This is a genomic window from Pseudomonas sp. NCIMB 10586, from assembly GCF_023127895.1.
GTDB classification, from domain to species: domain Bacteria; phylum Pseudomonadota; class Gammaproteobacteria; order Pseudomonadales; family Pseudomonadaceae; genus Aquipseudomonas; species Aquipseudomonas synxantha_A.
This window is the reverse complement of sequence record NZ_SPKQ01000045.1, coordinates 233874-259900: the sequence shown is the minus strand read 5'-3', so window position 1 is coordinate 259900 and position 26027 is coordinate 233874. Positions and strand designations below refer to the sequence as shown.

The 26027-nt window shown below is 57.0% G+C and carries 18 protein-coding genes; 9 read left to right on the top strand and 9 right to left on the bottom strand.

Annotated features, from left to right (window positions below; translation table 11 throughout):
* Positions 1 to 3: 3 nt before the first annotated feature.
* Together E4P01_RS21030 and E4P01_RS21025 are read right to left on the bottom strand one after the other, a co-directional pair.
* Positions 4 to 879, bottom strand: coding sequence for a transporter (locus E4P01_RS21030; RefSeq protein WP_216091398.1), 876 nt, complete (start codon positions 877 to 879; stop codon positions 4 to 6).
* Between the two features lie 99 nt (positions 880 to 978).
* Entirely contained in the window at positions 979 to 1950 is a 972-nt protein-coding gene (locus E4P01_RS21025; RefSeq protein WP_216091397.1) for a LuxR C-terminal-related transcriptional regulator, read from the bottom strand.
* 227 nt (positions 1951 to 2177) lie between these two features.
* Here E4P01_RS21025 and E4P01_RS21020 point away from each other — a divergent pair, with 227 nt between their 5' ends.
* Positions 2178 to 2690 carry a GNAT family N-acetyltransferase gene (locus tag E4P01_RS21020; RefSeq protein WP_032875400.1) on the top strand — a complete coding sequence of 171 codons (513 nt, stop codon included), beginning with the start codon at positions 2178 to 2180 and terminating at the stop codon, positions 2688 to 2690.
* Here E4P01_RS21020 and E4P01_RS21015 read toward each other — a convergent pair.
* Positions 2687 to 3379, bottom strand: coding sequence for an aspartate/glutamate racemase family protein (locus E4P01_RS21015; protein WP_032875398.1), 693 nt, complete (start codon positions 3377 to 3379; stop codon positions 2687 to 2689). The two genes, E4P01_RS21020 and E4P01_RS21015, sit on opposite strands and share 4 nt — an antisense overlap.
* 165 nt (positions 3380 to 3544) lie before the next feature.
* Here E4P01_RS21015 and E4P01_RS21010 point away from each other — a divergent pair, with 165 nt between their 5' ends.
* Positions 3545 to 4039 (top strand): hypothetical protein, encoded by a 495-nt coding sequence (locus E4P01_RS21010; protein WP_032875395.1) that lies wholly within the window; start codon positions 3545 to 3547, stop codon positions 4037 to 4039.
* 105 nt (positions 4040 to 4144) lie between these two features.
* Positions 4145 to 4816 (top strand): DUF3313 domain-containing protein, encoded by a 672-nt coding sequence (locus E4P01_RS21005; RefSeq protein WP_005788271.1) that lies wholly within the window; start codon positions 4145 to 4147, stop codon positions 4814 to 4816.
* A gap of 19 nt (positions 4817 to 4835) precedes the next feature.
* On the opposite strand, the gene E4P01_RS21000 is transcribed toward E4P01_RS21005, so the two are convergent.
* From E4P01_RS21000 to E4P01_RS20990, 3 genes are all read right to left on the bottom strand, one after another.
* A complete protein-coding gene (locus tag E4P01_RS21000; protein ID WP_216091396.1) occupies positions 4836 to 6236 on the bottom strand; it encodes a DUF1254 domain-containing protein in 1401 nt (466 codons plus the stop codon).
* 128 nt (positions 6237 to 6364) lie between these two features.
* Positions 6365 to 6721 (bottom strand): response regulator, encoded by a 357-nt coding sequence (locus E4P01_RS20995; RefSeq protein WP_216091395.1) that lies wholly within the window; start codon positions 6719 to 6721, stop codon positions 6365 to 6367.
* Between the two features lie 197 nt (positions 6722 to 6918).
* Complete coding sequence (locus E4P01_RS20990) at positions 6919 to 10530, bottom strand: hypothetical protein (protein ID WP_216091394.1); 3612 nt, start codon at positions 10528 to 10530, stop codon at positions 6919 to 6921.
* A gap of 264 nt (positions 10531 to 10794) precedes the next feature.
* Here E4P01_RS20990 and E4P01_RS20985 point away from each other — a divergent pair, with 264 nt between their 5' ends.
* The 6 genes from E4P01_RS20985 to E4P01_RS20960 all read left to right on the top strand — a co-directional run bounded on the left by E4P01_RS20985 (position 10795) and on the right by E4P01_RS20960 (position 21563).
* Positions 10795 to 14292: a response regulator gene (locus tag E4P01_RS20985; RefSeq protein ID WP_216091393.1), complete on the top strand. Its 3498-nt coding sequence runs from the start codon at positions 10795 to 10797 to the stop codon at positions 14290 to 14292.
* 15 nt (positions 14293 to 14307) lie between these two features.
* Positions 14308 to 15123 carry a protein-glutamate O-methyltransferase CheR gene (locus E4P01_RS20980; protein WP_005788281.1) on the top strand — a complete coding sequence of 272 codons (816 nt, stop codon included), beginning with the start codon at positions 14308 to 14310 and terminating at the stop codon, positions 15121 to 15123.
* Positions 15120 to 15719: a chemotaxis protein CheB gene (locus E4P01_RS20975; RefSeq protein ID WP_005788283.1), complete on the top strand. Its 600-nt coding sequence runs from the start codon at positions 15120 to 15122 to the stop codon at positions 15717 to 15719. Before E4P01_RS20980 ends, E4P01_RS20975 begins: the two co-directional genes overlap by 4 nt.
* A complete protein-coding gene (locus tag E4P01_RS20970; RefSeq protein WP_078821356.1) occupies positions 15713 to 16906 on the top strand; it encodes a hybrid sensor histidine kinase/response regulator in 1194 nt (397 codons plus the stop codon). Before E4P01_RS20975 ends, E4P01_RS20970 begins: the two co-directional genes overlap by 7 nt.
* A gap of 78 nt (positions 16907 to 16984) precedes the next feature.
* Positions 16985 to 17362, top strand: a complete 378-nt coding sequence (locus tag E4P01_RS20965) for a response regulator (protein ID WP_005788286.1) — start codon at positions 16985 to 16987, stop codon at positions 17360 to 17362.
* 361 nt (positions 17363 to 17723) lie between these two features.
* Positions 17724 to 21563, top strand: coding sequence for a hypothetical protein (locus E4P01_RS20960; RefSeq protein WP_216091392.1), 3840 nt, complete (start codon positions 17724 to 17726; stop codon positions 21561 to 21563).
* A 55-nt stretch (positions 21564 to 21618) separates the two neighbouring features.
* Here E4P01_RS20960 and E4P01_RS20955 read toward each other — a convergent pair whose 3' ends face one another.
* From E4P01_RS20955 to E4P01_RS20945, 3 genes are all read right to left on the bottom strand, one after another.
* Entirely contained in the window at positions 21619 to 23214 is a 1596-nt protein-coding gene (locus E4P01_RS20955) for an ATP-binding protein (RefSeq protein ID WP_228309906.1), read from the bottom strand.
* A 71-nt stretch (positions 23215 to 23285) separates the two neighbouring features.
* Positions 23286 to 24788: an ATPase domain-containing protein gene (locus E4P01_RS20950; protein WP_216091391.1), complete on the bottom strand. Its 1503-nt coding sequence runs from the start codon at positions 24786 to 24788 to the stop codon at positions 23286 to 23288.
* Positions 24789 to 24920: 132 nt separating this feature from the next.
* Positions 24921 to 25979, bottom strand: coding sequence for a tetratricopeptide repeat protein (locus E4P01_RS20945; RefSeq protein WP_078821360.1), 1059 nt, complete (start codon positions 25977 to 25979; stop codon positions 24921 to 24923).
* Between the last annotated feature and the right edge of the window lie 48 nt (positions 25980 to 26027).

Here is a 26027-nt window from a genome sequence, read left to right as displayed (position 1 = left end):
GGATCAGAACACATGGACCAGGCGCAGCAAGGCCTCGGTCCCGGCATAGCCGTTGGAGGCAGCGACGTTTTGCGAAAGGCTGACCATCAGTTGGTTCTGGGTGTCGAGCCAATGCCCCAGTTCCAGGCCCAGTTGCGTGTAGCGTTTGTGGGTATCGTCGATACGGCGATTGTTGATGCGCAGCGCACCACCATCCGCCTGGACCAGGCGCAGTGCCCCGTAAGTGGCGGCGCTGAAGTCATAGGACGCGAAGGCTTGCAGGCGATACAGCGGGGCTTGCTTGAGTTCGCTGCCAAAATAGTCGTCATTCTTGGCGTAAAATTGGGCTTCGAGGTTGGCTTCCAGCACCCAGTTATCGCCGATGCCCTGGGTGTAGTTGTAGACAAAGGTGGCGCCCCAACGGTTGGCACCCGGGGACACATCCGGGTTCTGGCTGTGGTACTCACCTAGAGGCACGGTGATCAGGCTCAACAGGCCACTGTAGGTGCGCGATGCCGGGTCGTTGATGAAAAACAGCGTGCCGCCCACTTGTGGATCGCCCAGGCCGCGCTCGCGGGTGCGCTGCTCAGTGCCGGGCAAGCGCGCCGTAATGTCGGCAAATGGCAGGATGAACTGCGGCGTACACAGCGTGCCGCAGGCGTCGGTGAAATACACCTGGCGGTAGGCCAGGGCGTTGACCTTGAGGTCGGCCTTGCCGGTGCTGTCGGCGGGCCCATGGAAATCGCCGGCACGGGTGGCGGGCAGGTACACCACCCCCAGGCTGGTGCCCGCCGGTGCGCCAAAAAAGTCCCGAGCGTTAAGGTCGGCAGCCTGGTTGTCGAGGCTGAGCAGCGTGCCGCCAAGCAACACTGTGATCTTGCGTAGAGGTGAATGAATCATGGCAAGGCGTCTCTTGTAAGGGGCAGCCAAAAAACGGGCAACAGTTGCCCGCGACCGTGAAAACGAGCGTGGCAAAGGCTTAAGTTGAAAGGGCGAGGATCAGTCGGGTGGGGCGTGTACCAAGTGCGCTATACGCGCCTTGTCGTTGACCCCCAGCTTGGTGTAAATGGCGCGCAGATGGTGACGTACCGTATTGGGTGAAAGGCCAAGGTCGCGGGCCACTTGCTTATAAGTCTTGCCCTCGCCAAACCCCTGGGCCACGTCGTTCTCTCGCGGGCTCAACTGGGGCAGTGCACGGTTGAGGCGCGCCGCCAGCAGCAACTGGTCGCCCACTGCCGAAACCTGGATGTGAATGTGCTTGCCGGCATGGCCGCGTTCATCCAGTTGTACCGGCAGGGTAGGGCCGCTCCAGCGCGGCCACTCACTGAGCAAAATGTCGATAAAGCCGCGCTCGGCGCATTGCAATACGCCTCGAGGGTCGCATACAGCCAAGGCGAGGTTGCGTGGGCTGGTCAGGGTTTCACGCATGGCCACCAGCGTGCGGATCTGGTTCGCGGACACTGCCGCCACCAGATGCAACATCAGATTATTGAGCAGCAGGCAGTCATGGGTGTTGAACCTGGGCGCACCGGGTTTGCGGTATAGCGTCAGGTGGTCGCTGAGGTGGGTTTGCGGGTCGATATGGATCACGCACAGCAATTGGCCCAGGCCGTGGCGCTGCCCCAGCCAATTCAAGGCGCTGCCATTGGCCGGGTCGCGCATGTCGATGATCACGGCCTGGCCGGGTGTTGCATGCACTCGGCCGACGGTCACGTCCAGATGGCGGATCGACTGCCAGTCCGCCAGGTAGTGTGGTGGTAAATGGTACAGGTAGCTGTTGTGCTCCTCCGGCATACCGTCAATCACCGCCGCGCGCCCCCACCAGGCACTGTCAAATGCCAGCAACTGGCTCAGCCGTGCGAGGGCATGGTGCTGGAAATGTTCGATGTCTTGATGTTGGGCCAGGCGCTGCAGATCCAGGGCCAGGGTACTGAAGGCCTGCAACAGGCCATTGGGATCAAGGCGACTCATAGGTATTCCTCTGTGGGACTTTTTTTGTTGTTCTCGTCACAGGGTGAAGGCCGGGGCCTGGGGTCAGGGGGCAGGGCCTGGGTTGAGTATCGATGTTGCACGGCTGGACTGCCATCGTTCAGATGCAGGATGGCGCTGGTTGATGTGTGGGAAAACGCCGGGCTCGTCAGGCGGCTGACTTTGCCCCTACACTGGTCCGCCATTGGTCTTTCAAAGGATGAAACGCAATGCACACACCTGAGCCCCATATCGTGATCCAGCGCTTTACCGAGGCCCACCTTGAGGGCGTCGCCGCGCTCTACAACGAACCGGCGGTCTGCCGTCAGGTGCTGCAAATGCCTTTCCAATCGGTGGAAGCCTGGCGCAAGCGTTTGGTGATGGATAACGAGCGGCGCTTGCAACTGGTGGCAGTACATGGCGGTGAAGTGGTTGGCCAACTGGGCCTGGAACAGTACCTGCGCGTGCGTCAGAGCCATGTCGGTTCATTCGGCATGGGCGTGGCGACTGCCTGGCAGGGCAAGGGCGTCGGCTCGCGGCTGTTGACCGCCGCGCTGGACGTCGCCGACAACTGGATGAACCTGCACCGCGTGGAACTGACGGTGTATGCCGACAACGAAGCCGCGCATCACCTGTATCGCAAGTTCGGCTTCGAAGTGGAGGGCCGGTTGCGCGATTACGCCCTGCGTGACGGTGCGTTTGTCGACACCCTGAGCATGGCGCGCCTGCGCAAGTCGGCTTAATCCGCTAGAGCAAACGCCACCGCAGCCTGCGCATGCAGCGCGGTGGTATCCAGCAGCGGCAGGGCGCTGTGTTCGGGCTGGATCAACAGGCAGATTTCCGTGCAGCCGAGGATGACCGCCTGGGCGCCGCGCGCGGCGAGCGCCCGGATCACCCGCTGATACACCTGGCGCGAAGCGTCGCTGATGACTCCCACGCACAACTCTTGATAAATGATTCGGTGCACTTGCTTGCGCTCTTCCGCGTCCGGTATCAGCACGGTCAGGCCCTGGGCGGCGAGGCGGGATTTGAGGAAGTCCTGTTCCATAGTAAACGCGGTACCGAGCAGACCCACCGTCAAGGTTCCGGCCTCAAGGGCTGCGGCCGCCGTGGCGTCGGCAATATGCAGGAATGGAATCGACACCGCCGCCTCAATACGCGGCGCCACCAGGTGCATGGTATTGGTACACAGCACCACGCACTCGGCGCCCCCTGCCTGCAAACGGCGCGCGGCGTCCTCCAGGATCAGCGCGGTATCGTCCCAGCGCCCGGCGTGCTGGGCCTGCTCCACCGGGCCGAAGTCCACGCTGTACAGCAAAATCTGCGCGCTACGCAAAGGGCCAAGCTGGTCACGTACGCGCTGGTTGATGAGGCGGTAATACTCGGCGCTGGATTCCCAACTCATGCCGCCGATAAGGCCGATGGTGCGCATGCAATGCTCCGGACAAGGGGGTAGGGCACCACCTTACTCATCGACGGTGGGTTCGTCATACGCAGTTGCCGACAAAATCACCGGAGCAGTTTTTAACCCATACGGTAATGCTCTGCATCTGCCATGATCAGGCTTGGCAACCTGGCTCACCCAAGGAAATCCGCAATGGACGATGTACAGCAACTGGGCGAGATGCTTCGTCATTACGCCGATAGCGAAGCACACAAACAACAGCAGTTCGACCTGCAATCAGCACGTTGGGCGCAGAAGCTTGGCGAGCTGTTCGGCCAGATTGAACAGTGGCTGGAGCCGGTAAAAACCGTAGGTTTGCTGGAGGTTCAGCGTGAGGCTTACACCGCCAGCAGCCCGAGCGTGCCGGTGGAGAGTTCACCCTTCAAGAGCGAAAAACTCAGTGTGCACATCACTGGCAAAAGCGTGGAGTTCGTGCCGGATGTGATGGGCGTCGGTGGTTTGATTTCAGTATCGGTGATGGGCCTCACCGCCGCTCGCCACGGCAGTGTGTCGCTGGTCCTGCCGGTGGATAAGCACGACTGGCTGTGGAAGAAAACCAACGGCCTGAAAGACCCGGACACCTTCGGTTTCGACGCCAACTTCCTGGCCACTCAGCTACAGAGCCTGATCCCGCGCGAACGCGCATGATCGGCACAGAAAAAAACCGGCTCTGCATTTAATCAGGTGCATTGCCCAAGTATTGGCTATACCTAAAACTCATTCTTACGATGATGGTCGCCAGGGAGTTCAACAATGAAATTAAGGCTCATGATCAGCACACTGTGCGTCGCCTCGCTCGGCATGGCAGGCTGTGCCAGCAAGGTGCCGCAACCGGATGAGTATTCAGGGTTTCTCTCCAATTACAGCCAGCTCAAGGAAGCCAAGTCGCCCTCCGGGGCAGAGGTGATGCGCTGGGTCGATCCGCAGTTGGACTTGAGCCGCTACACCGCGGCGTACATCGAGCCTACCCAGTTCTATCCCAAACCCCAGGCCACCGCAAAGATTCCGGACAGCACCCTGCGGGGCATCAGCGACTATTACAACCAGGCGCTCAGGCGTGAACTGGCCAAGTCACTGCCCCTGGCCAATGCTCCAGGCCCAGGCGTGATCGTGGTGCGTGCGGCGATTACCGCCGTGAGCAGCAAGACCGAAAGCCTCAAGCCCTATGAGTTTATCCCCGTGGCGCTGGTGGCCGCAGCAGTCAGCACCGGCACGGGCATCCGCGATCAGGAGACCACGCTGGGCACTGAGGCGCAGTTCCTCGATGGAGGCACGAACAAAGTGGTGGCCCAGGTGGTACGCAAAGGCACCGGCAAGCCATTGGCCAACGACTCACAGGTGCTCAAGGCCGACGACGTGAAAGTCGTCATTGACGGCTGGGCGTCGGACCTGCATCAGTCCTACGTGAAGCTCAAAAAACATTGAGCCTCGGCAAGCCCAGGTGCTATTTCAGCGGTGTCAACGGGGGCAGCTTCCATTGACCGTTACCCACCTCGGGCTTGGGCAGGTAAATACGCAGGATCGCATAGAACGGACCGGGCGGGGCCGGCAGCCAATTGCTCTGTTCGGCCTTCGGTGGCTCGTGGTGTTGCAGCGCCAGGGTGAGGCCACCGTCGGCGTCACGCTGGAGGGTCGATAACATCCGCGAGTTGATCAGATAGCGTTTCTTGTGGTTAGGCACCAGCATTTTGGTCTTGTCGTCGTACAGGGTCAGCGACCAGAACGCATCGGTCGGTGGCAGCTGGTCCTTGGCAAAATGCACGGTGTAGCTGTGGCGTGCGCCGTTGGCCGGCTTACCCTCACTGTCGACGTCGTAGGTCAGGTGAGCCGCTTCGTCGCTGGAGTGACCGAAAATGCCTAACTCGGCACCGGCGTAGCGATACAGGTAGTTGTTTTGCAGGCGGTCGCGGCTACCGAACAGATCAGCCTGGGAAACCTGATGAGTGTCGAGTTTGTCCTTCTTGAACGCGGCAAATTCGGCCCGGCCATCGGCGATGCCTTCTTCCAGGGCCTTGCGCTGTTCTGCTGTCAATTGGTTGACCTTGAACGGCGCACCCGGCGCTATGCCGATTTTGGCAAAGCGCGCCAGCAGGTCTTTTTCGCTGTCCTGTGGGGCGGCGAAGGCCAGTATGAAGTTCAGGTAGCGAAACAGTTGCGGGCCTTCGGTCATGGTCGCCGTCGGCTTGGGCCATTCGATCTTCGGCACCTTGGCTGGGGCAGGCTGCTTCACATAGCTGCTCAGGGGCTGCACTTTATAGCCGCTCTGGATTTGCTTGACCTTGCCCAGGTCCTTGTCATCGAACAGCTGCGTGCGGTATAGGGCGTAGGCGATGTTGCTTTCGCTGTAGACCACGCGGTCGATGTCCACCGGTTGCTGACCTTTCCAGTCAGGCCCGGCAATCATGTAGTGACCGCCGTTGTTACCGGTGCTGCGGGTGCCCAGATAAGCAATGTTCTGGGAATAGAGGTCGATCAACTGCACCGAGTAGTAGCGCTCGTCTTCAATCCTGGGCAGGGTCAGTACCAGAGGCTCTTTGCGCAGATCCATCCATACGAATGAGTAGGGTGTGTCCGCGTTCGGGCTAGGGAGCGCGGTGTCCTTGGGGGTCAATACCTGCGCGGTATTACCGATATGGTTGAACGGCGCCTTGAAGTGGGCGCCGCCCTTGTCAACGGCCTGGGTGTAGAGCGTCTTGTACATTTGCACCACCGGGAAACCGTACAGGTAGGCTTCCTTGGCGATGGCCCGGGCTTCACTCGGGCTGGCGGTGAAGTCAGCCCAGGCGCCGGTACTCATGAATATCGAGAGGCTCGCCAACAGCAGGCGCGTCGGTTTTCCAATCATGTTGTTGCGTCCTTCCTGAGTTCTGTCTAAGAGCGTGAGGTGAAGGCGCAGAGTTTCCAGTTTTATTGGCCGAACGTCACGTTAATCCCTTCGCCGACGCGGACAGATCACTAAAGGAGGGGGCAGGCTCAAAGCATGGATTTGACTTTGTCACGTAGTTGGTCGATGGAAAATGGCTTGGCGATCACCTGCATGCCGGACGTCGCATCAATATTTTCGGCATAGCCACTGGCAAATAGAATAGGCAGGGTGGGGCGCAGTTCGCGGACCTTGGTCGCCAGCTCCCTGCCATTCATGTCTGGCAGGCCGACGTCGGTCATCATCAGGTCGATCACCTGGCTAGTGTCCTGCACCATAGAGAGTGCCTCTTCGGCGTCAGCGGCCTCAAGCACCTTGAACTCCAACTCTTCGAGTACATCGACGATCAGCATGCGCACGATGGCATCGTCTTCGACTACAAGGATGGTGGATGCTTCAGCGGACATAAGGGAGATTCCTGAAAAATAAAGGGCGTGTCTTCAACGCTTGAAAGACCATTCTCTAATGAGTCGCGCCGATCTCGGCAAGTTCCGTTGCGGTGGGGCATTGTGAAGGGTATGCGAGCAAATGTCGCGGGAACAAAGGGAAGAACGTCAATGGCACTGCGCAACCATGCCATTGACGCAAGTGATTCAAATGAAGGTCAAAGATTTGCGGTGATCAGCGGATAGGGCTCGTTGTACGGCACGGTGTTGACAAAGCTCTGTTCGTTGAAATAACTGACGTTGAACTCTGGTACGCCGCTGGCAACGTCGACGGGTTTAAGCGTGCCGGCGGCCCATCCACTGTTCAAAGAGACCTCCAGCCCCCGGCGCATTGAGGCCTCATCCGCAAACGTCGCCAACCCGAAGTTGGGGTTGAAGAAAAACCATTCTTTCTCGTTGTTTTTGTTCAGGGTGACGCCTGCGAGCAGCCCATGATCTTTGGTACTGATCGCCAAGAGTGTCGGAGGAGTTGCCTTGCTGAGATTGTCGATAATGTCGGTGTACGGCAATTGGCTGAAAGGTTGCGTACCGTGATACTGACTACTCAGAACCTGATGCATTTGGTTCAGTTGCTTACGAAAAGCCTTTACGTTGGGGTCGTCAGCATTCCCAACTGCTTTCATGAAGTTACTGATGAACTGGTCCCTGCGACCGTGCAGAATCGCCAGCGCCATGGTATTCACGATAGCTGCGCACTCCCCATTAGAAGCCAGGTCCGTTTGGCTGAGGTAGAGGTTTTGCGGCATTGCGTAGGCTTTACCCCCTTGGGCAACTATCTCATTTTGAAAAGCTTTGTAATGTTCAAGGCTAGTGTGCGCCATGCGTTTCTGTATTTCCTTGGCCAATGTGCCTACCGCCTCAGGATCATTGGTCTTCGTGACTGCCAGATCCCTAACCTCCGATTGCTTCATCGTTGGGTGGTAGCCTGGGACATCTTCGACCCGGCCCGAGTTAAAGCCTCGCATGTAGGCAACGCTATCATTTCTCTGGGCGCTCTCTAATGTGTCTCTGAATATCTCGCGACTGGTGGATGGATTGGGCGCGGCATACCTGGCTATCCAGTCAATAAAGTTACTGTTTATTTGACCATTGGCGGCAACGGTCGCAGGTGTGAAATCATCCAGCGCAGCTCCATAAGGCTTCTGCGTGATAGGGTCGTAGGCGTACCACTTGCCCTCTCGAAACACAGCGCCGCCTTCGACCGTCTGCTCTGTAACCTTGTAGGTGCCGGTTGCGACGATGCCCTCCTGTTTACTGGCGGCTTTAAGCAGGTCATAACTACCGGTTGCGCCTTTGAGCATGTTCACGCATTCGAGCCCCTTGGTCGCAATTTTATGTAGCACGGTCCCAACCCCGGTTATCCCGCCGACCAGACCGCCGAGTACGTTGAGTGAATCAATTGCCATTGCACCGAAGAGCTTTGCTGTCTTCACGGCCCTGGCGCCAGCGCTCAAGGTCCGCACGCCCTTGAGCGCGGCATTGCCGGCTTGCGCAGCTTTGCCCACGCCAAACGTGAGGAATCCGAGGATATCGAAGGCCAGGTCAGATACCGCCTCGCCGTAGTTGCCTTGCCGAATGTTGTTAACGGCAGGCCGAAATGGGATCAAATTGAGCAGGAACTCACCCACCTGACTATCGCCCATCCGATCATGCTCGAAGGAAGTAACGCTCTTGGCGTAATTGAGCAACTCCTTGCGGTCGAGGTCCATTTTTTCCAGGTAGAAACTGGCAATCGCATTGGTTCGGCTGGAGTCGAAGCTATTGGGAATCGCATCACTGCCAGGTTTTTCTGCAGAGTCAGGGGCGGGCGAGTTAGTGAAAGGGTGATAAGGCCTTGATATCGCGTGGAGTTGTTCCCCGGCTTTATTGGTTTTTTCTAGGGTGAGCAGGCCAGGGAAATTTGAGATCAGCCCGTTTTTTTTCTCGATACTGCCGGTGCTAGTGTTGATGTGGTAGAGATTTTCCACGCCCTCTCGGGTGGTTTTCACATATAGAGTACGATCACGCTTGACCAACTCTAAGTGGCCATCCTTTGTTTTGCGGTATTCATCGCTGTAGAAGTATTCAAGTTTGCCGAATTCGAAGTTTTTGCGATCTTCCAATGGCTGCTCGCCAATCAGATGTTTGACCATCCCATGGTGGCCTTTCTTTTGTGCTGTTATAGCCTTTTCATATTGGTCCATGAAGTTTGCGGTGATGTCACACTCTTCGGTGCGTGCAAAGCGATTGAATGCAGTGATCGGAAGCCGCTTGTCGTTGGTGATCCATGCGTATTTCTCCCCTAGACGCTCCCCCTCCAGCAGAATATCGAGCATGGAGCGCATTCTCGGGTCACCGCGCAGAGGGCCGTCTCCGGTGTAACGCATGGCCAATACTCGGGCTTCGAAAACCGCCGGATCTACGTCGGGAAACTCGGCTTTCAGGCAGTCAAGCGCCATCTCCGTGCGATTGGGAATAGGCACCTGTATGGAAGAAGAGATATCCGTCAACGATTTCAGATGGTTGTTGTAAGCCACCCTGACCTGTTCGATTTGTGAAGGTGTAGGTTCGCTGTTATGGCGGGACAGCAGGTTTCGGGTTATCCCCCAAAGTATCAAGGCATCGCGCTGGGCCGTTTGAACGGCGTGGGTGTTGGCCGGCAAGGACTCTGCTGCAATCAGCACTTCGGCATACGTCATGCCGGAAACCCGGCCGGGCGTCTGGGCTTCGATTTTGGCGGCGGCGATGGTCAACTGGACCCACAGGGTACTGCCGAACGTCACCCTGGCAGGGATATCCTTGATGAGCAGTTGTGGGGCCGCCCGGGACAACAAGAGGTGCATCACCAGTTTCACGATGTTGGGTGTCGCTCGGTTTTTCTGGATCAGATGAGCACTCAGCTTTTCAAGTACCGATGAGGCGGATTGCCCCCAGTGCTCGGGGGCCGCCAGGTCGAAATCGGTTATTCTGTTGCTGACTTGCCCCCCGCTGATGCTCCAGGGGTCCAGTACGGTGTGAATAGCGGCCAATATATAGTCGTACACACTGGTGCTTGAAGAGACGCCACCCAAGTGCGCTTGCAGGGCTCGTCCCAATTCCTGGGACCTAGGGGCGTCGAGCAACTTCTGCAACGCTGCTTCAGGATTTTGCAGGTCGCTTTGCGTCACCGAACTGCCGTTCAGCAAGTATGTCAACGTACCTTTGTCAACGTCCGGTAGCGGCAGGTCGGATAAGCCAGTGTCGCGGCTGAACATGAACTGGTAGACCTTTTGCTTATCCTGCTCTGACATCGGTATTGGCCAGGACAGTGCTCCACCGAGATTCCCCAGAGGGAACTGCGCGGCTTTTTGCTCCAATACACGGGCCAGCGCCCTGGCGTCATCGATTTGACGTGGCAGATCAAAGCCGAGGTCGGTAATGACGGTAGCCAGCGTCGGCGGCGTAGTTTGTGCCGAGGCGTAGGATGAGTCCGGGTGAGGTTCCAGAGTGGTTCTGTTCAACCAGGACAAAAGCCCGAAATCAATCCAGGTTTTCGGAAGATCAACGTTCATCCTTCTTGAAATACTTCCATTCACCGAGGGGTCAAGCTTCTGAAGTTGCTCAGCCACTTTCCGCACATTTTCCTGGTCTGCCAGTTGTCTGCGCAGGGTGGCGAGAGGCGGCGCTTGAACTGCTGGAGTGGGTTGGGCATTGGTCGTTGCTGGCGCGCTTGAGGTGCTTTGCGCTTCAAATTCAGCGGCTTTGACGAAGAAAGGGGAGGCGGGGATGTTTACTACAGAAGTCATGCTCATTAGGTCTGCCTTGGCGGGTCAAAAAGGACGCCTTCCAATAGGTCTTCCGTGTTCCTGAGGCGCATTTATGAGTGTCAGAACAAGCGAGGTGCGTTCCGTGCTCTGTTTGAACCTATGTAAATGGGCGAATGAAATAGACCTGATTGCGCACGAAACTCGACATGCATTGAGTAGGCAATCGCTTCGAATCAACGCACAAACATAGCCTTGACCCTTGTTGTTCGGGCAAACTCCCCCTTTTTCGCATTTGGCCAAGGCATCCCCATGACTCCCACGTCGTCCGTCGATGAAAAGAGCTTTCGTACTCTGTTGAGCCGTAACGTGGCCCTACCCTTGGGCGTGGGGGTGCTCAGTGCGGTATTTTTCGTCTGCCTGATTACCTATCTGCTTTCGGTGATCCAGTGGGTGGAGCACACCGATCGGGTCATCAATAACCTCAATGAGACGTCCAAGCTGACAGTTGACCTGGAGACCGGCATGCGCGGTTTTCTGATCTCCGGTGACGAGCATTTTCTCGACCCTTATGAAGTGGCCAAGCCGCGAATCATTGCCGACCTGCGTAATTTGCAAGACCTGGTGGCAGACAACCCCCAGCAGGTCGACCGCCTCAAACGCCTGGAAGCCTTGCAGAACGAGTGGAACACCTACGCCCAGTCGATGATTGATATGCAGCGCCAGAACGGTGACTACCGTGGCGCCGTCAAGGCTGGCCGTGGCAAACGCCTGACGGACGAGATTCGCCGGGAGTACGAAGACGCGGTGGCGATGGAGCAGCAGTTCCGCATCACCCGTAACCAAGAGGTCACCCGCACGACGGTGCTCAGCGTCACCCTGTACCTGGTGTTCGTACTGGGACTGAGTGGGTTTCTTGCTTATATCGGTAGAAAGAATTTAGTTTCACTTTCAGACAGTTACAGTAATAACCTCGCGTCACAACAGAAGATTGCGCGACGCCTCGAACAGCAAGCCTGGCTACGCAATGGCCAGACCGAACTGGCTGAACAGGTGCTTGGCCAGCTGACCCTGAACATGCTCGGGCGCAACATCCTGCAGTTCTTCGCTCAGTACATGGGCTCGGCCGTTGCCGCTTTGTATGTGCGCGATGAGCACGGCGGCCTCAAGCGCGTGGCCACTTATGGGTTCTCCCGCGAGCAAGAGCAGCAGGAGCAGTCGATCTATAGCGACGAAGGCATCGTCGGGCAGGCCGCCCAGCTGGATCGCCTGATTCGCCTGGACGATGTGCCGGTGGATTACTTCAAGGTCAGCTCCGGCCTGGGCGAAGGCGCTACCCGCAGCGTGCTGGTGATGCCGACCAGCGATGAAGACCGCGTCAACGGTGTGGTTGAACTGGGCTTCCTGCGTGCGCTGGATGAGCGCGATGTCGAACTGCTGGAACTGATCGCCGGCAATATCGGCACCTCTATCGAAGCCGCCCGCTATCGCCAGCGCTTGCAGGAAGTACTGGCCGAAACCCAACAGCTCAACGAAGAGCTGCAAGTGCAGCAGGAAGAACTCAAGACCGCCAACGAAGAGCTGGAAGAACAGTCGCGTATCCTCAAGGAATCCCAGGCCCACCTGGAAACCCAGCAGGCCGAGCTTGAGCAGACCAACGAGCAACTGGCCGCGCAGACCCAGACCCTTGCCGAGCAGCGCGACGCCATGGATCGCAAGAATATCCAGCTCAACCAGGCCCAACTGGAGCTCGAAGATCGCGCCGATGAGTTGCAACGCTCCAGCAAATACAAGTCCGAGTTCCTCGCCAACATGTCCCACGAGCTGCGCACCCCACTGAACAGCTCGTTGATCCTGGCCAAGTTGCTGGCAGAAAACCCCCAGGAAAACCTCAGCGCCGAGCAGGTCAAGTTTGCCGAGTCGATCTATTCGGCCGGCAACGACTTGCTCAACCTGATCAACGACATTCTGGATATTTCCAAGGTTGAAGCCGGCAAGCTGGAAGTGCGCCCGGAGAACTCCAGTGTGGTACGCCTTGTCGACGGCTTGCGGGGCATGTTCGAGCCGCTGGCGGCAGATCGCAAGCTGGGCTTTGAGGTGGACGTGCAGGAGGGTGCACCGACTTTGCTGTTTACCGACCGGCAGCGTCTGGAGCAGATCCTCAAGAACTTGTTGTCCAACGCCATCAAGTTCACCGAACAGGGTGAGGTCAGCCTGACGGTCTCCAGGGCGCCAGGGGAGGGCATTGCCTTTACCGTGCGCGACTCTGGCATCGGTATCGCCCTGGACCAGCAGGAAAGCATCTTCGAAGCCTTCCGCCAGGCTGATGGCACCACTAATCGCCGTTATGGCGGCACCGGCCTGGGCCTGTCCATTTCCCGCGACCTGGCGGCGTTGCTCGGCGGCTACATCAGCGTGACCAGCGAAACAGGCAAAGGCAGCATTTTCACGCTGGTATTGCCGGAGCAGTACGTGGAGCGTGAGGAAGACGCAGCACCTATCGAGCAACCGCGCCAAGCCGTGGTCGCGCCAAACCCTGCGCCGGTGAAGATTTCTGCGCTGCCAGTCACTGATACCCAGCAGATCCCACGTTGTGCCGATGACCGTGAAAAGGCCCCTTTCAGCACCCGCTGCATCCTGGTGGTGGAAGACGAACCCAACTTCGCGCGCATCCTGTTCGACCTGGCGCATGAGCTGGGCTACCACTGCCTGGTCGCCCACGGCGCCGACGAAGGCTACAGCCTTGCCGAGGAATACATCCCGGACGCGATCCTTCTGGACATGCGCCTGCCAGACCATTCCGGGCTGACCGTGCTGCAGCGTCTCAAAGAGCACGCCAACACCCGCCACATCCCCGTGCACGTGATTTCCGTGGAAGACCGCGTCGAAGCTGCCATGCACATGGGCGCCATCGGCTATGCGGTCAAACCCACCACTCGTGAAGAGCTCAAGGACGTGTTCGCCCGCCTGGAAGCCAAGCTGACCCAGAAGGTCAAGCGCGTGCTCCTGGTAGAGGACGATGATCTGCAACGTGACAGCATTGCCCGCCTGATCGGCGACGATGACATCGAGATCACTGCCGTAGGCTTTGCCCAGGAAGCCCTCGACCTGCTGCGCAACAACATCTACGACTGCATGATCATCGACCTCAAGTTGCCGGATATGCTCGGCAATGAGCTGCTCAAACGCATGGCCACCGAAGACATCTGCTCGTTCCCGCCGGTAATCGTCTATACCGGGCGCAACCTGACCCGCGATGAAGAAGCTGAGCTGCGCAAGTATTCCCGCTCGATCATTATCAAGGGTGCACGCTCACCTGAACGCCTGCTGGATGAAGTCACACTCTTTCTGCACAAAGTCGAATCCCAGCTGTCCCATGACCGCCAGAAGATGCTCAAGACTGCCCGCAGCCGCGACAAGGTCTTCGAGGGGCGCAAGATCCTGCTGGTGGACGACGATGTACGCAATATCTTCGCCCTGACCAGCGCCCTGGAGCACAAGGGCGCCGTAGTGGTTATCGGACGTAACGGACGCGAAGCTATCGACAAGCTCAACGAAGTCGAGGATGTCGACCTGGTATTGATGGACGTCATGATGCCCGAGATGGACGGTTACGAGGCCACGGCCTTGATCCGCCAGGACCCGCGCTGGAAAAAACTGCCGATCATTGCGGTGACGGCCAAGGCCATGAAAGACGATCAGGAACGCTGCCTGGCGGCCGGGTCCAACGACTATCTGGCCAAGCCGATTGACCTGGACCGTCTGTTTTCGCTGATTCGCGTATGGCTACCGAAGATGGAACGTATTTAAGTGGAGCAGTGTTTTTTGGACAAAAGCAGCGACATTGAGCTGCGCCTGTTGATTGAGGCGATTTACCTCAAGTACAGCTACGACTTTCGTGACTACTCCGGTGCGTCGGTCAAACGGCGCGTGGCCCACGCCTTGCGCCAGTTCGACTGCGCGACTATTTCGGCGCTGCAGGAGCGAGTGCTGCACGACCCGGCAGCGTTCATGCAGTTGCTGCAATTCTTGACGATCCCGGTGAGCGAAATGTTTCGCGACCCGTCGCACTTCCTCGCCATCCGCCAGGAAGTGGTACCGCTGCTCAAGACCTACCCGTCGATCAAGATCTGGATCGCCGGCTGCAGCACGGGCGAGGAGGTATACTCCATGGCCATCCTGTTGCGCGAAGAGGGGTTGCTGGAGCGCACGATCATCTACGCCACGGACATCAATCCGGCATCGCTGGAGAAAGCCAAGCAGGGCATCTTCTCCCTTGAGAACGTTCGCGCCTACACAGCCAATTATCAGCAGGCAGGTGGGCAGCGTTCATTTGCCGACTATTACACCGCAGCCTACGATTATGCGATCTTCGACAAGACGCTGCGCGAGAACGTGACCTTCGCCGACCACAGCTTGGCGACCGACAGTGTATTCTCAGAAACACAATTAATTTCATGTCGTAACGTATTGATTTACTTCAATAAAAAGTTGCAGGATCGAGCATTCGGATTGTTTCATGAGTCGCTGTGTCATCGTGGCTTTCTCGTCTTGGGCAGCAAGGAAACCCTGGATTTTTCTGCCTACAGCAAGCAATTCGAACCCTTGGTCAAACAGGAACGGATCTACCGAAAATCATGAGCGAGGCGCATGACCCCCCGATGCGTGGGATTGAAGCTATCGTTGTCGGCGCTTCCGCCGGCGGCGTTGAGGCCTTGCTGAGCATTTTTGGTGAGCTGCCTGTGACCTTCAGCCTGCCGATCATCGCCGTGCTGCACCTGCCGGATGAGCGTCGCAGCCAGTTGGCAGAAGTCTTTGCGCGGCGCCTGAGCATTCCGGTCAAGGAAGCCCGGGACAAAGAGGCGGTCGAAGCGGGCACCTTGTATTTTGCCGGGCCTGGTTATCACTTGTCGGTGGAACATGACCGCAGCCTGTCCCTGAGCCAGGAAGACCGTGTGCACCACTCACGGCCCGCCATCGACTACCTGTTTGCCTCGGCTGCCGATGTGTATGGGCCGCGCCTGCTGGCGATCCTGTTGACCGGCGCCAACCAGGACGGCGCGCAGGGGCTGGCCCACGTCAAGCAATCCGGCGGCACCACCATCGTGCAGGATCCCAAGCAGGCACGGATCGCCGTGATGCCCCTGGCGGCCCTGGCCTTGCATACACCTGACCATATTCTTTCCTTGAGCCAGATCGGCTCATTGCTGGCTTCCCTGGAACCCTTCCCATGTTAAGTACTGTCCAGGCCAAACTGCTGATCGTCGACGATCTGCCGGAAAACCTGCTGGCCCTTGAAGCGCTGATCAAGCGCGAGGATCGCCAGGTCTTCAAGGCATTGAGTGCCGACGAGGCGTTGTCCTTGTTGCTGGAACACGAATTCGCCATGGCGATTCTCGACGTGCAGATGCCCGGCATGAACGGTTTCGAACTGGCCGAACTGATGCGCGGCACCGAAAAGACCAAGAACATTCCCATTGTGTTCGTCAGCGCCGCCGGCCGCGAACTCAACTATGCCTTCAAGGGCTATGAAAGCGGGGCGGTGGACTTCCTGCACAAGCCGCTGGACATCCACGCGGTCAAGAGCAAGGTCAATGTGTTCGTCGACCTGTATCGCCAGAGCAAGGCGATGAAGCTGCAAGTCGAGGAACTAGAGCGCAGCCGCCGCGAGCAGGAGCTGTTGCTCACGCGCCTGCAAGCTACACAGGCCGAGCTGGAGCAGGCGGTGCGTATGCGAGACGACTTCATGTCGATTGTCGCCCACGAAGTGCGTACGCCTCTGAACGGGCTGATTCTGGAGACCCAGCTGCGCAAGATGCACCTGGCCCGTGACAACGCCGCCGCGTTTACCCTGGACAAGATGCATGCGATGGTCGACCGCGATGAGCGGCAGATCAAAAGCCTGATCCGCCTGATCGAAGACATGCTCGATGTGTCGCGCATCCGCACCGGCAAGCTGTCCATACGCCCGGCGCGTTTTGATCTGGCGCAACTGGTGCGCAACCTCGTACATAACTTCGAACCACAGGTCGCCGCTGCCGAGTCGTCGATGCAGTTGGTGGCCGACGAGGCTGTGGAAGGCAACTGGGATGAGTTTCGTATCGAGCAGGTGATTACCAACCTGCTGACCAATGCCCTGCGCTACGGGGCTAAAAGCCCGGTGGATGTGCGGGTGTATACCGAGCATGGCGAGGCGCGCGTTGAAGTACGCGACCGTGGCATTGGTATCAGTGAAGCCAACCAGAAGCGCATTTTTCAGCAGTTCGAACGGGTTTCTGCCAACCATGCCGCCGCTGGCCTGGGCCTGGGGCTGTTTATTTCCGAGCAGATTGTTGCCGCCCATGGCGGCACCATTGAGGTCGAGAGCCAGATAGGCGAGGGCGCCCTGTTTCGGGTGTGCCTGCCCCTTGAGGCGGCTGCGTGAAATCAATCGTCAGCTCAACGCAACCTCTGCGTGACCCCATGGTCGTAACTGCAGCAATTGACCGGACAAAGGCTTCCCATGAGTGAAGATGCGCAAGATGTCGTACTGATCGTCGAGGATGACGAATCCATTATGTTTGTGCTGGGTGAATACCTGGCAGGTTTGGGCTACCGGGTCTTGAAGGCAATCGATGGGGAGCAGGCCTTTGAAATCCTAGCGACCAAGCCGCACCTGGACCTGATGGTCACCGATTATCGCCTGCCTGGCGGGATTTCCGGGGTGCAGATTGCCGAGCCGGCGCTCAAGCTGCGACCGGAATTGAAAGTGATTTTTATCAGCGGCTACCCGCAGGAAATCCTCGACTGCAACAGCCCGATCACGCGCAATGCACCTATCCTCGCCAAGCCGTTTGATTTGGATACGTTGCAAGAGCATATCCAGCGTTTGCTTGCATAAGTACACGTCCTCCACCGCGAGGGAAAATCCTCGCGGATGAGTCCAACATCAGCCGATGGAGTAATAACTTCAGGTTGGGCAACTCTGCTCACCCGGTGAAAGGCTGACTCAAGCAAAAAGGTAGTGGCAACATTCATATCGATCTTGGTTTTTTAAGCGAGGAAAGTGGTAACAATGTCGGATGACATAACGAAAGTATATTTCAGCCTGTCATGACGGCCTTTTGCCAAGGCGGCGTCGAAATATCGTTGCTTTATATATCCTGATCGGAACCTTCTGACAGATTCAGCCCATTAATCTCGTCGGCGATGAGCCACATTCATCACTGACTTTATTAATTTGTCTTTCAGAAGGTTGACCCATGACCCTATCCAATATTTCCTCAAGCAACCGCCTGTCTGATCCGGTAATGAACTCGTACCCGCTTTCTATCGAGGCGCCCATACAACAAGCCCAAGCCACCGGGGAAACTGGCGATAGGCGGCTGTTGGAGCTTTATGCGAGTGCCATACGCCAAGCAACGCAGACAAACACGGGCGATGAAACAATTGACAATATTCCTAATGACTCGCGGTTTGGCGCATGGTGGCAGCAACTGTACAACGCTACCCATAGCCCGGTTTTCCTGGAATGGGCGAAATCGAAGAATATCGATACCTCACAAGCCATCACCATCAACCCTCACAGTGACGTGCTGACCGTTACGATCAATGGCGAACGTACTGAATTGCGCGGTTCGGAACAAGGCCCCGGCTGGCGGGAGGCTACGGGCCCGATCATGGTGGCCGCGAAAGCGTTGGGGTCTTCCACCGTCGACGCGCCAACCCGCCCAGCGCTGGCGCCGTTGATTCTGGTTGCTCGATTTTATGGTGAGGTACTGCTGCCTTACAGAAAAGAAGAAGTGCTCGCCCGAGCCACGCAGCTTGAACATAATCAGGAATTCGATGTGTTGGGAGCTGAGACTTATGTCGATCTTGGCGCTCAATCGCCCGAGATACTGGAACAGCAAAAGCGCGAGCTAGGCGATAGCGCCAACAAATTCGCGTTGCTTGAAAAACTGAAGAAATTCAACCACGTCCATCCTCAGTTCCTTGCCGGGTATCTGGCCGATACACGGGTCTCGGCCCACCCAGACTCATCCTACCGAGAAGACACTCAACAGCCCGACGCCAGTCTGCAAGACCTGCTTCATGCAAACGGCTGGTACGTGCCAAATAATGTGGACGAACTGAAAAATCTGATCCATGTTCTGGGCTCCCCTGCATTGCCTCAAACAACCGACGGAAACTTTGCCGGCGCATTGGCATGGCCCACGCCAATGTCCGCCGAGGACCAGTCTGAACTGGTGCGCATAGTCATTGACAACCAGCCGCCATTGCCTGGCTTGAGCAGCGACGCTCGGCTTGGCAGCGCTGATGTGTTGGGGGCATTGGTAAAGCAGGTCCCCCGCGCCGTACTCGATCAAGGGGATCCAGTCGCCACCGTAGAATGGATCCTCAACAGCGGTGTGGGCCAAAAATTAGGCACGGAGCTGAAAAAGCGAATGGGGGAGGTGGCGCAACACTCCACACCACGGGAAGTATTGTTGACGGTATTGGCTGTGACACTGGACTCACAAAGTCTGGTTGAGGCAAAACCCGATCACATTGCCGGGTTTAATCTCACCGCGCCCGAGTTCAATCACCAGCCCTTGTCCGTCATCAAACAAGGGCTGATCGATCATCTGGTGCAGACCAACAAAACCACACCAGAGGCCGCGCCAGTTGCAGCAATGCTTCTACTGAGTCGTGCCGCACCAGAGCTATGTGTCAAAGACATTCCCGAAGACGTGACCTATCTCTCAGCTAACTGGCTCAAGCTCAAGGCAGCGGTAGGCCGGCTCGAAGCAACCAGCCCGGGTGCCGCGACACGCATGAGCTTTAGCGAAATTGTTAATTTCGACGCTATTGAGCCTATTACAGACCATGAGCAAGAGATTCAAACGCTGACGGCCTTGCCTGGGCTCCGCGAATGGGGCAAAGCTCATGGCAAGCTCTCGATAACAAAGGAGCATACAGCTCAACAGCTGGAAGAAACCCAGAAGGCATTCAGTCAGGAGCAACAGCAGATATTGAGCGCCGCTGACGTATTGACGTCCTCACCCCCGACGCAGCGTTCTATAGCACTGGCCGAGCTCAAGGCGCACTTCGGTGAGGACATGCCGTTTGAAGAAAAGAGTATCCGTAGCCACGTCACTCGGACGGATGGCTACAGGTTAACTCCATCGCTTACATTAGATCCTGAAGGCAGTTATTCATTGCTGGACCTTTATCTGGCGAAGAAGGCAGGGTTGACGGTGGGTTGGTACTCCACCAACCCCAAGATTACTGAAACAGTCATCAATAAACTTTTAACGTTGCCGGATCCGATAACAAAACACAGCGAGGTGTTCGATCAGTACGCCGAGGATTTGTCGCAGGCCTGGAGTACAGTGACAAAAAAGCTTATTTCCAACTTGCCTCTGGAAGACCGCAAAAACATCGAATGGGGCGATTTGGAGTTTTATGAAAAAGGTCAGACAACGCGTACGGAAACAATCGCAGGCCGTGCGGGAACTCTACACTATTCCAACGGTTTTTCACGGCCTAAAGAAGACAGGTCACTGATTATTAAAACCGTTCGTAACGGTGTCGAGACTTACTATGAGTTTGATCCTCAACGCAAGGCGATACGAAAACGAGACGATTGGAAGGACACCTTCCATGAGGGGCCTCAAGGTCCAGAGACTGAAATCCAGTACGGCGGTCTTGGCAAACAATTCACCGTTGATACCATTCGAAAACATCCGGCCTCTGATGACGCCGCCACTAGGCGGGGAGCCCCAGAGAACGAAGATTTCCTACCTGATTCATTTTCCAGTGACCGAAGTAATTTTTTGGGCATGCTGCTCTCTAAAAACATTATAAGATCCTACGGCATGGAGGAGGTGAAGGCCTCCACTCGCGAAGTAACAACGTTTGATCAAGAAAAAGAAAAACAGACGTTTTTTCGTAACCTGATCCTGGGTTTAATCCCCGGAGGGTCTGCCGTGTGGAATTTGGCACACGGCAATTACAAAGATGCAGCTGCGGATATCATTTTTGATATCGTGTTATACGCCGCCACCGCAGGGCTAGGAAAGCCGGTTAGTGGAGCATCTCGTGCGGGGTCAAGCCACTTCGGAAAGTTCCTGACTGCTGGTAAATCGACAGCTGGCGTGGGTAACTTGCTTAGGTCGACAACAAACGGTGGGGGGAAACTGGTATCCACAGGCCGTCAGTGGTTCGGCAGGTTGACAGGATCCTCCGACAGTGTCGACTTACTTAAGCTCTCCAATAGACACGATATTGCAATAGGTACTTATAAACCGCTCAACGGCGAGCCAATATCGAACGTCGCTGCGAAGTTCGATGAGGCGACTGGCAGATGGTCACCTTATGATGTAACCAAAAACAAAGTCTATGGCAAACCCCTGGAAAACTTCACCCCTGAAACCGCCAGGTATTTTGAGGACAGCTTGGGCGTTGCAGATGATGTTGCAGATGGCGTCGGTGAAGTGGTACGCCGCAGAAAAAAAACCAATCACCTGGAAAAAAGCCTGGCCAATGATCGCGCAATACATTTAGGGCGCGAAATCAAGGACTTCAAGGTGCTCGGCGATGGTATTTTTTGCTATGTGGATAAATATAAAGGCGTGGAGAGGCTTAATATCTGTGCCCATGGCGTCAATCCGAACTTTAAACAACTTCTCACTGATGAGCCAATGAGTATGTTTTTTAATGGTAAGAAGAACACGCCCGCTGATCTGCTGGAGCATCTTCGCGCTTCGGGTATTAGCCCTGAAAAGTTCAACAATGTACGCTTGTTGATGTGTCACTCAGCCAATGGTTCTGCCAATTCTTTTGGGAGTCAGTTTGGGAAATTAATAAAGCGTGATGTCAAGGCGTTTCAAGGGCCTGTTCGTGCGTATGTCGTGCCTGAACATGTTGATGCTTTAAAGGCAGATATAAACCTGACAAGTCCCGGAGCTTCAACCGCTGATATTAACCAGAGGATCTACAATCAGCTTCAGCTGAATTTATCTCTTGGCACAAGTAAAACCAGCTCTAAAGGAATTAGCGGCTCTCGGTCTGGAAAGGAAATACCCTTTTATTATCGCCCAGTAAAGTTTAAGGCAAGCTAAAACATGATCAGCCCCTTCGTCACAGCGAAAGGGCTGTCAGTTCTGATAAAGGCCCTTACTCCCGAATCATCTCCCGTACTGTGGCCGTTAATAAATCAAACGTAAACGGCTTGGTGATCAACTGCATCCCTGGGTCCAGGAAACCACCGCGCACCGCTGCGTGTTCGGCATAGCCTGTAATGAACAACACCTTGAGTTCAGGTCGAATTTGCCGGCCGATTTCCGCCAATTGCCGGCCATTCATACCGGGTAACCCGACATCGCTGATCATCAGGTCAATGCGTTGTTCGGACTCAATGATTGGCACCGCCGTATTCGCGTCCTCAGCCTCGATAAACCCATAACCCAGTTCCTTGAGCACGGCGCTGACCAGCACCCGTACTGCGGGGTCATCCTCGACGATCAACACCGTTTCCCCTGCATTGGCAAACGGTAGCAAAGTCGGATTGAGCGGTTCCTGGGCTTGGGGCTCGCCGATAAAACGCGGTAGGAACAAGCTGACCGTGGTGCCTTTGTTGACTTCGCTGTGGATGGTCACATGCCCACGAGACTGGCGAGCGAAGCCATAGATCATTGACAGCCCCAGCCCGGTGCCCTGGCCGATGGGTTTGGTGGTGAAAAACGGATCGAACACACGGCCCATCAAGTGTTGCGGTATGCCGCAACCGTTGTCGCTGACACTCAGCTCTACGTAATCGCCCGGTGTCAGGGAGCCGTAGGCGGCGGTGAAGACACTGTCGAGGTGGCGATTGGTGGTTTCCACCCTGAGCGTGCCCCCCGTGGGCATCGCGTCGCGTGCATTGATTACCAGGTTGAGCAGGGCGCTTTCGAGTTGGTTCGGGTCGGCTTCGGCTGTCCACAACACCTCGCTCAAGCGCATGTCCAAGCTGATACTTTCGTTGATGCTGCGTTGCAGCAACTCGCCCATGGAAATGACCAACTGATTGATCTGCACGGGTTTGGAATCCAGCGATTGTCGACGGGAGAACGCCAACAGTCGGTGGGTAAGGCTGGCCGCACGGTTGGCGGAGGTCACGCCCAGGTCGATCAGGCTGTCCAGGTCATCCAGCTTGCCGCGGGACACGCGCCTGCGCAGCAATTCCAGGCTGCCGATAATGCCGGTGAGCATATTGTTGAAGTCATGGGCGATACCGCCGGTCAACTGGCCGACGGCTTCCATTTTCTGCGATTGGCGCAACGCTTCTTCGTTGTTGCGCAGTTGCGCAGTGCGTTCTTCCACTTGCTGTTCGAGGGTTTCCAGGGTGCGCTGCAAACGCAGTTCGCTCTGGCTCAAGTCGATCAGCCGGTCGCGCGCTTCGTATTGGCGTCGACGACCGCGCAGTGCAGTACTGACCAGACTGATAAGCGTCACAGGATGGAATGGGCGCTCAAGGAACGTGACGTTGCCCAGTAGCCCGCTCAAGTGTGAAGAGCCATTTTGTTCACTGCCGCCGTGATGGGTCATCAACACAATGGGCAGGTCCGACCAGGCCGGCTGTCGGTGCAGGAACTCCAGCAAAGGTTCCAGGTTCACGCCACGCAAGGCTTCAGCCGCAATGATGAGCAGGCCGGCACCCTCGTTCAGCGCTGCGCACAAATCCTCAAGACTGCCGGCAACCACACCTTGGTAACCGGCTTCATTGAGCATCATCAGCGCGAGTGAGCTGTCTCGCCCCAGGGGCGCAAGGATGATGGCTCGTTCGAAGGCAGAAGGAGGCGGGGTCACACGTCCTCTTCCTTGAGCAGGGGTGAACCGGCGCCCATGTAGGTCGGAATGCCGCGCAACACGCCCTGGAAATTATCCAGTGGTTGGCCTACGGTCATGCCGCGACTGCTGATACGGTACTCACGTATGGTCGACTCGTGGGAACCCGTGCGTTTCTTGATAATGGAAATCGCGCGGCGGACCTTGCCCAGTGCTTCGAAATAACGCAGCAGGATAACGGTGTCGGCCAGGTAGGTGATGTCTACCGGGGTTTGCATATCGCCGACCAGGCCGTGCTGGGCAACGGTCATAAAGGTCGCAGCGCCGCGGCGGTTGAGATAGAGCAGCAGTTCGTGCATATGCAGGATCAGTGCATTTTCTTCCGGCATCGCCGCTTGATAACCATTGATACTGTCAATTACCACCGTCTTGATGCCGCGTTCGTCCACACAACGTCGTACCCGATGGGAAAACTCACCCGGGGACAACTCGGCCGCGTCCACCTGTTCGATCAACAGATTGCCGGTAGCTTGCATAGCCTCCAGGTCAATACCCATGTTCCTCATGCGCTCGAACAGCAGACCCATCTCTTCGTCAAAGATGAACAGTGCCGCCTTTTCTCCGCGCTCTACGGCGGCGGCGGCAAAAATCATCGAGATCAAGGATTTGCCGGTACCGGCCGGACCGAGGATCAGACTGCTGGAGCCGGTCTCGACACCGCCGCCCATCAAGGCATCCAGTTCGGCAATGCCGCTGCTCATGGTTTGCCGTACATAGCCACCACGGTGCTCGGCCGCTACCAGACGCGGGAACACATGTACACCGTCGCCCATGATGGTGAAGTCGTGGAAGCCGCCCCGGTATTTCTGCCCGCGGTACTTCACGACTCGCACACGACGGCGTTCGGCGCCGTAGTCAGGGGTCAACTCTTCCAGGCGGATGACGCCGTGAGCCACGCTGTGCACGGTTTTGTCGAGAGACTCGGTGGTCAGGTCATCGAGCAGCAGCACCGTGGCGTCATAACGCACGAAGTAGTGCTTGATCGCCAGGATTTGCCGGCGATAGCGCAGCGAGCTTTGCGCCAGCAGACGGATCTCCGACAGGCTGTCGACTACCACGCGGGTCGGTTTGACGCGTTCCACCACTTCGAAAATCTGCCGAGTGGCTTCGCCCAGCTCCAAGTCGGAGGAATACAGCAAGCTCTGCTGATGCTCTGCATTGAGCAAGCTTTCGGGCGGGGTCAATTCGAAGATATGGATATTGTCGTCCAGGTCCCAACCGTGGGACTTGGCACCTTGGCGCAGTTCCCGCTCGGTTTCTGACAAGGTGATATACAGCGATTTTTCACCGTTTTTCGCCCCTGCCTGCAAAAAGTGCAGGGCGACGGTGGTTTTACCGGTGCCCGGCTCACCTTCAAGGAGAAACAAATGGCTACGTGATAGCCCGCCGGAAAGAATGTCATCAAGACCTTCGATGCCGGTGGCCGCCTTTTCACTTAAAAGCGCATTGGATGTAGACAAGAAGTGCCCTCAGGTCACGTACAAGTTGGGTGCACGCCGAAGGGGCGCGCCATATTCACTTGACCGTATCGGCATGTGGCGGTTCAACGTTTCTTAAGAATTGCAGTCGTGTAGGAGCGCGCAAGCTCGTTCCTACAGGCCTTGCTGTAAGGCTGGATCATCCGGGTTCTGCTGCTCCAACTGTGCCAGCAGCACCTGGACGTTCTGCAATTGGCCGCTCTCTTTCCAGTAATTGACCAGCAGTACACGTGCTTTGCGATTGGCCGGGTGGCGCTGAACGATCTCTTCCAACTGGCGCTGGGCCGCCTCCAGTTCATCCTGGTCGTGCAGTGTGGTGGCCAGGTCAAAGCGATAATCCTGGTTGTCCGGCTCAAGCTCCACCGCCTTGGACAGGCCGAGCAAGGCATAGGGGCGCTCGCCGTGGTGCAGCAACCACATGCCCAAGGCGTGTTGCAGGTAGGCCGACTCCGGATGCGCCGCCAATTGCTGCGCCAACAGTTGGCGCGACTCCTCGCTCTTGCCTTGCTTGTCCAGCAGTTCGATTTGCGCCACGCCTGCTTGCAGGTTGTCCGGCTCCAGGCGCATTGCCTGTTCCAGAGCGTCTTGCGCCGGTGCCAGCATCGCGCTGTGGATGTACAGGCGCGCCAGTTGGATCCAGCCTTGCGCGGTTTCGGGCTGGGCCTTGAGGGTTTTCACAAACTCGTCGAGTACCTGCTGCAAGGGGCCGAAATACAAGCCCAGGGTGTCCGGCGACAGACCGAGCAGGGCATTGGCCGCAGCAAAGCGCACAGCCTGTTCGGGATCATCCAGTACCGGACCGAGCAACAGGGTGCGCTGGCCGCTAGGTACCAGGCCGACGATGCTGTGGATCGCCGCTTCGCGAACCATTGCAGATTCATCGGCCAGGTCTTTATCCGCCAGCTTCAGCGCTTGGGGGCTGGGGTAATTGGGCAATTGGGCGTGCAGGGCGGCACGGCGCTCAGGCGACAGATCAGGCCGTCCCAACTGTTGGTACAACACGCGCGCAGCGCCCGGCTCACCGTTTTGGGCCTGTTTCAACGCCTTGGAATAACCGTGGGCAATGGCGGGCGCCACGGTGACTTGAGGGGGACGAGAGAAAAACCAAGTGATCGACACGATCAACAACAGGGCGCACAGGCCGATGATGGAGTTACGGCGTGACTTTGACATGCGGGCGTCCGAAAGCTGTGGTTGCTAGTGCAAAGCCATCAGCTTCGG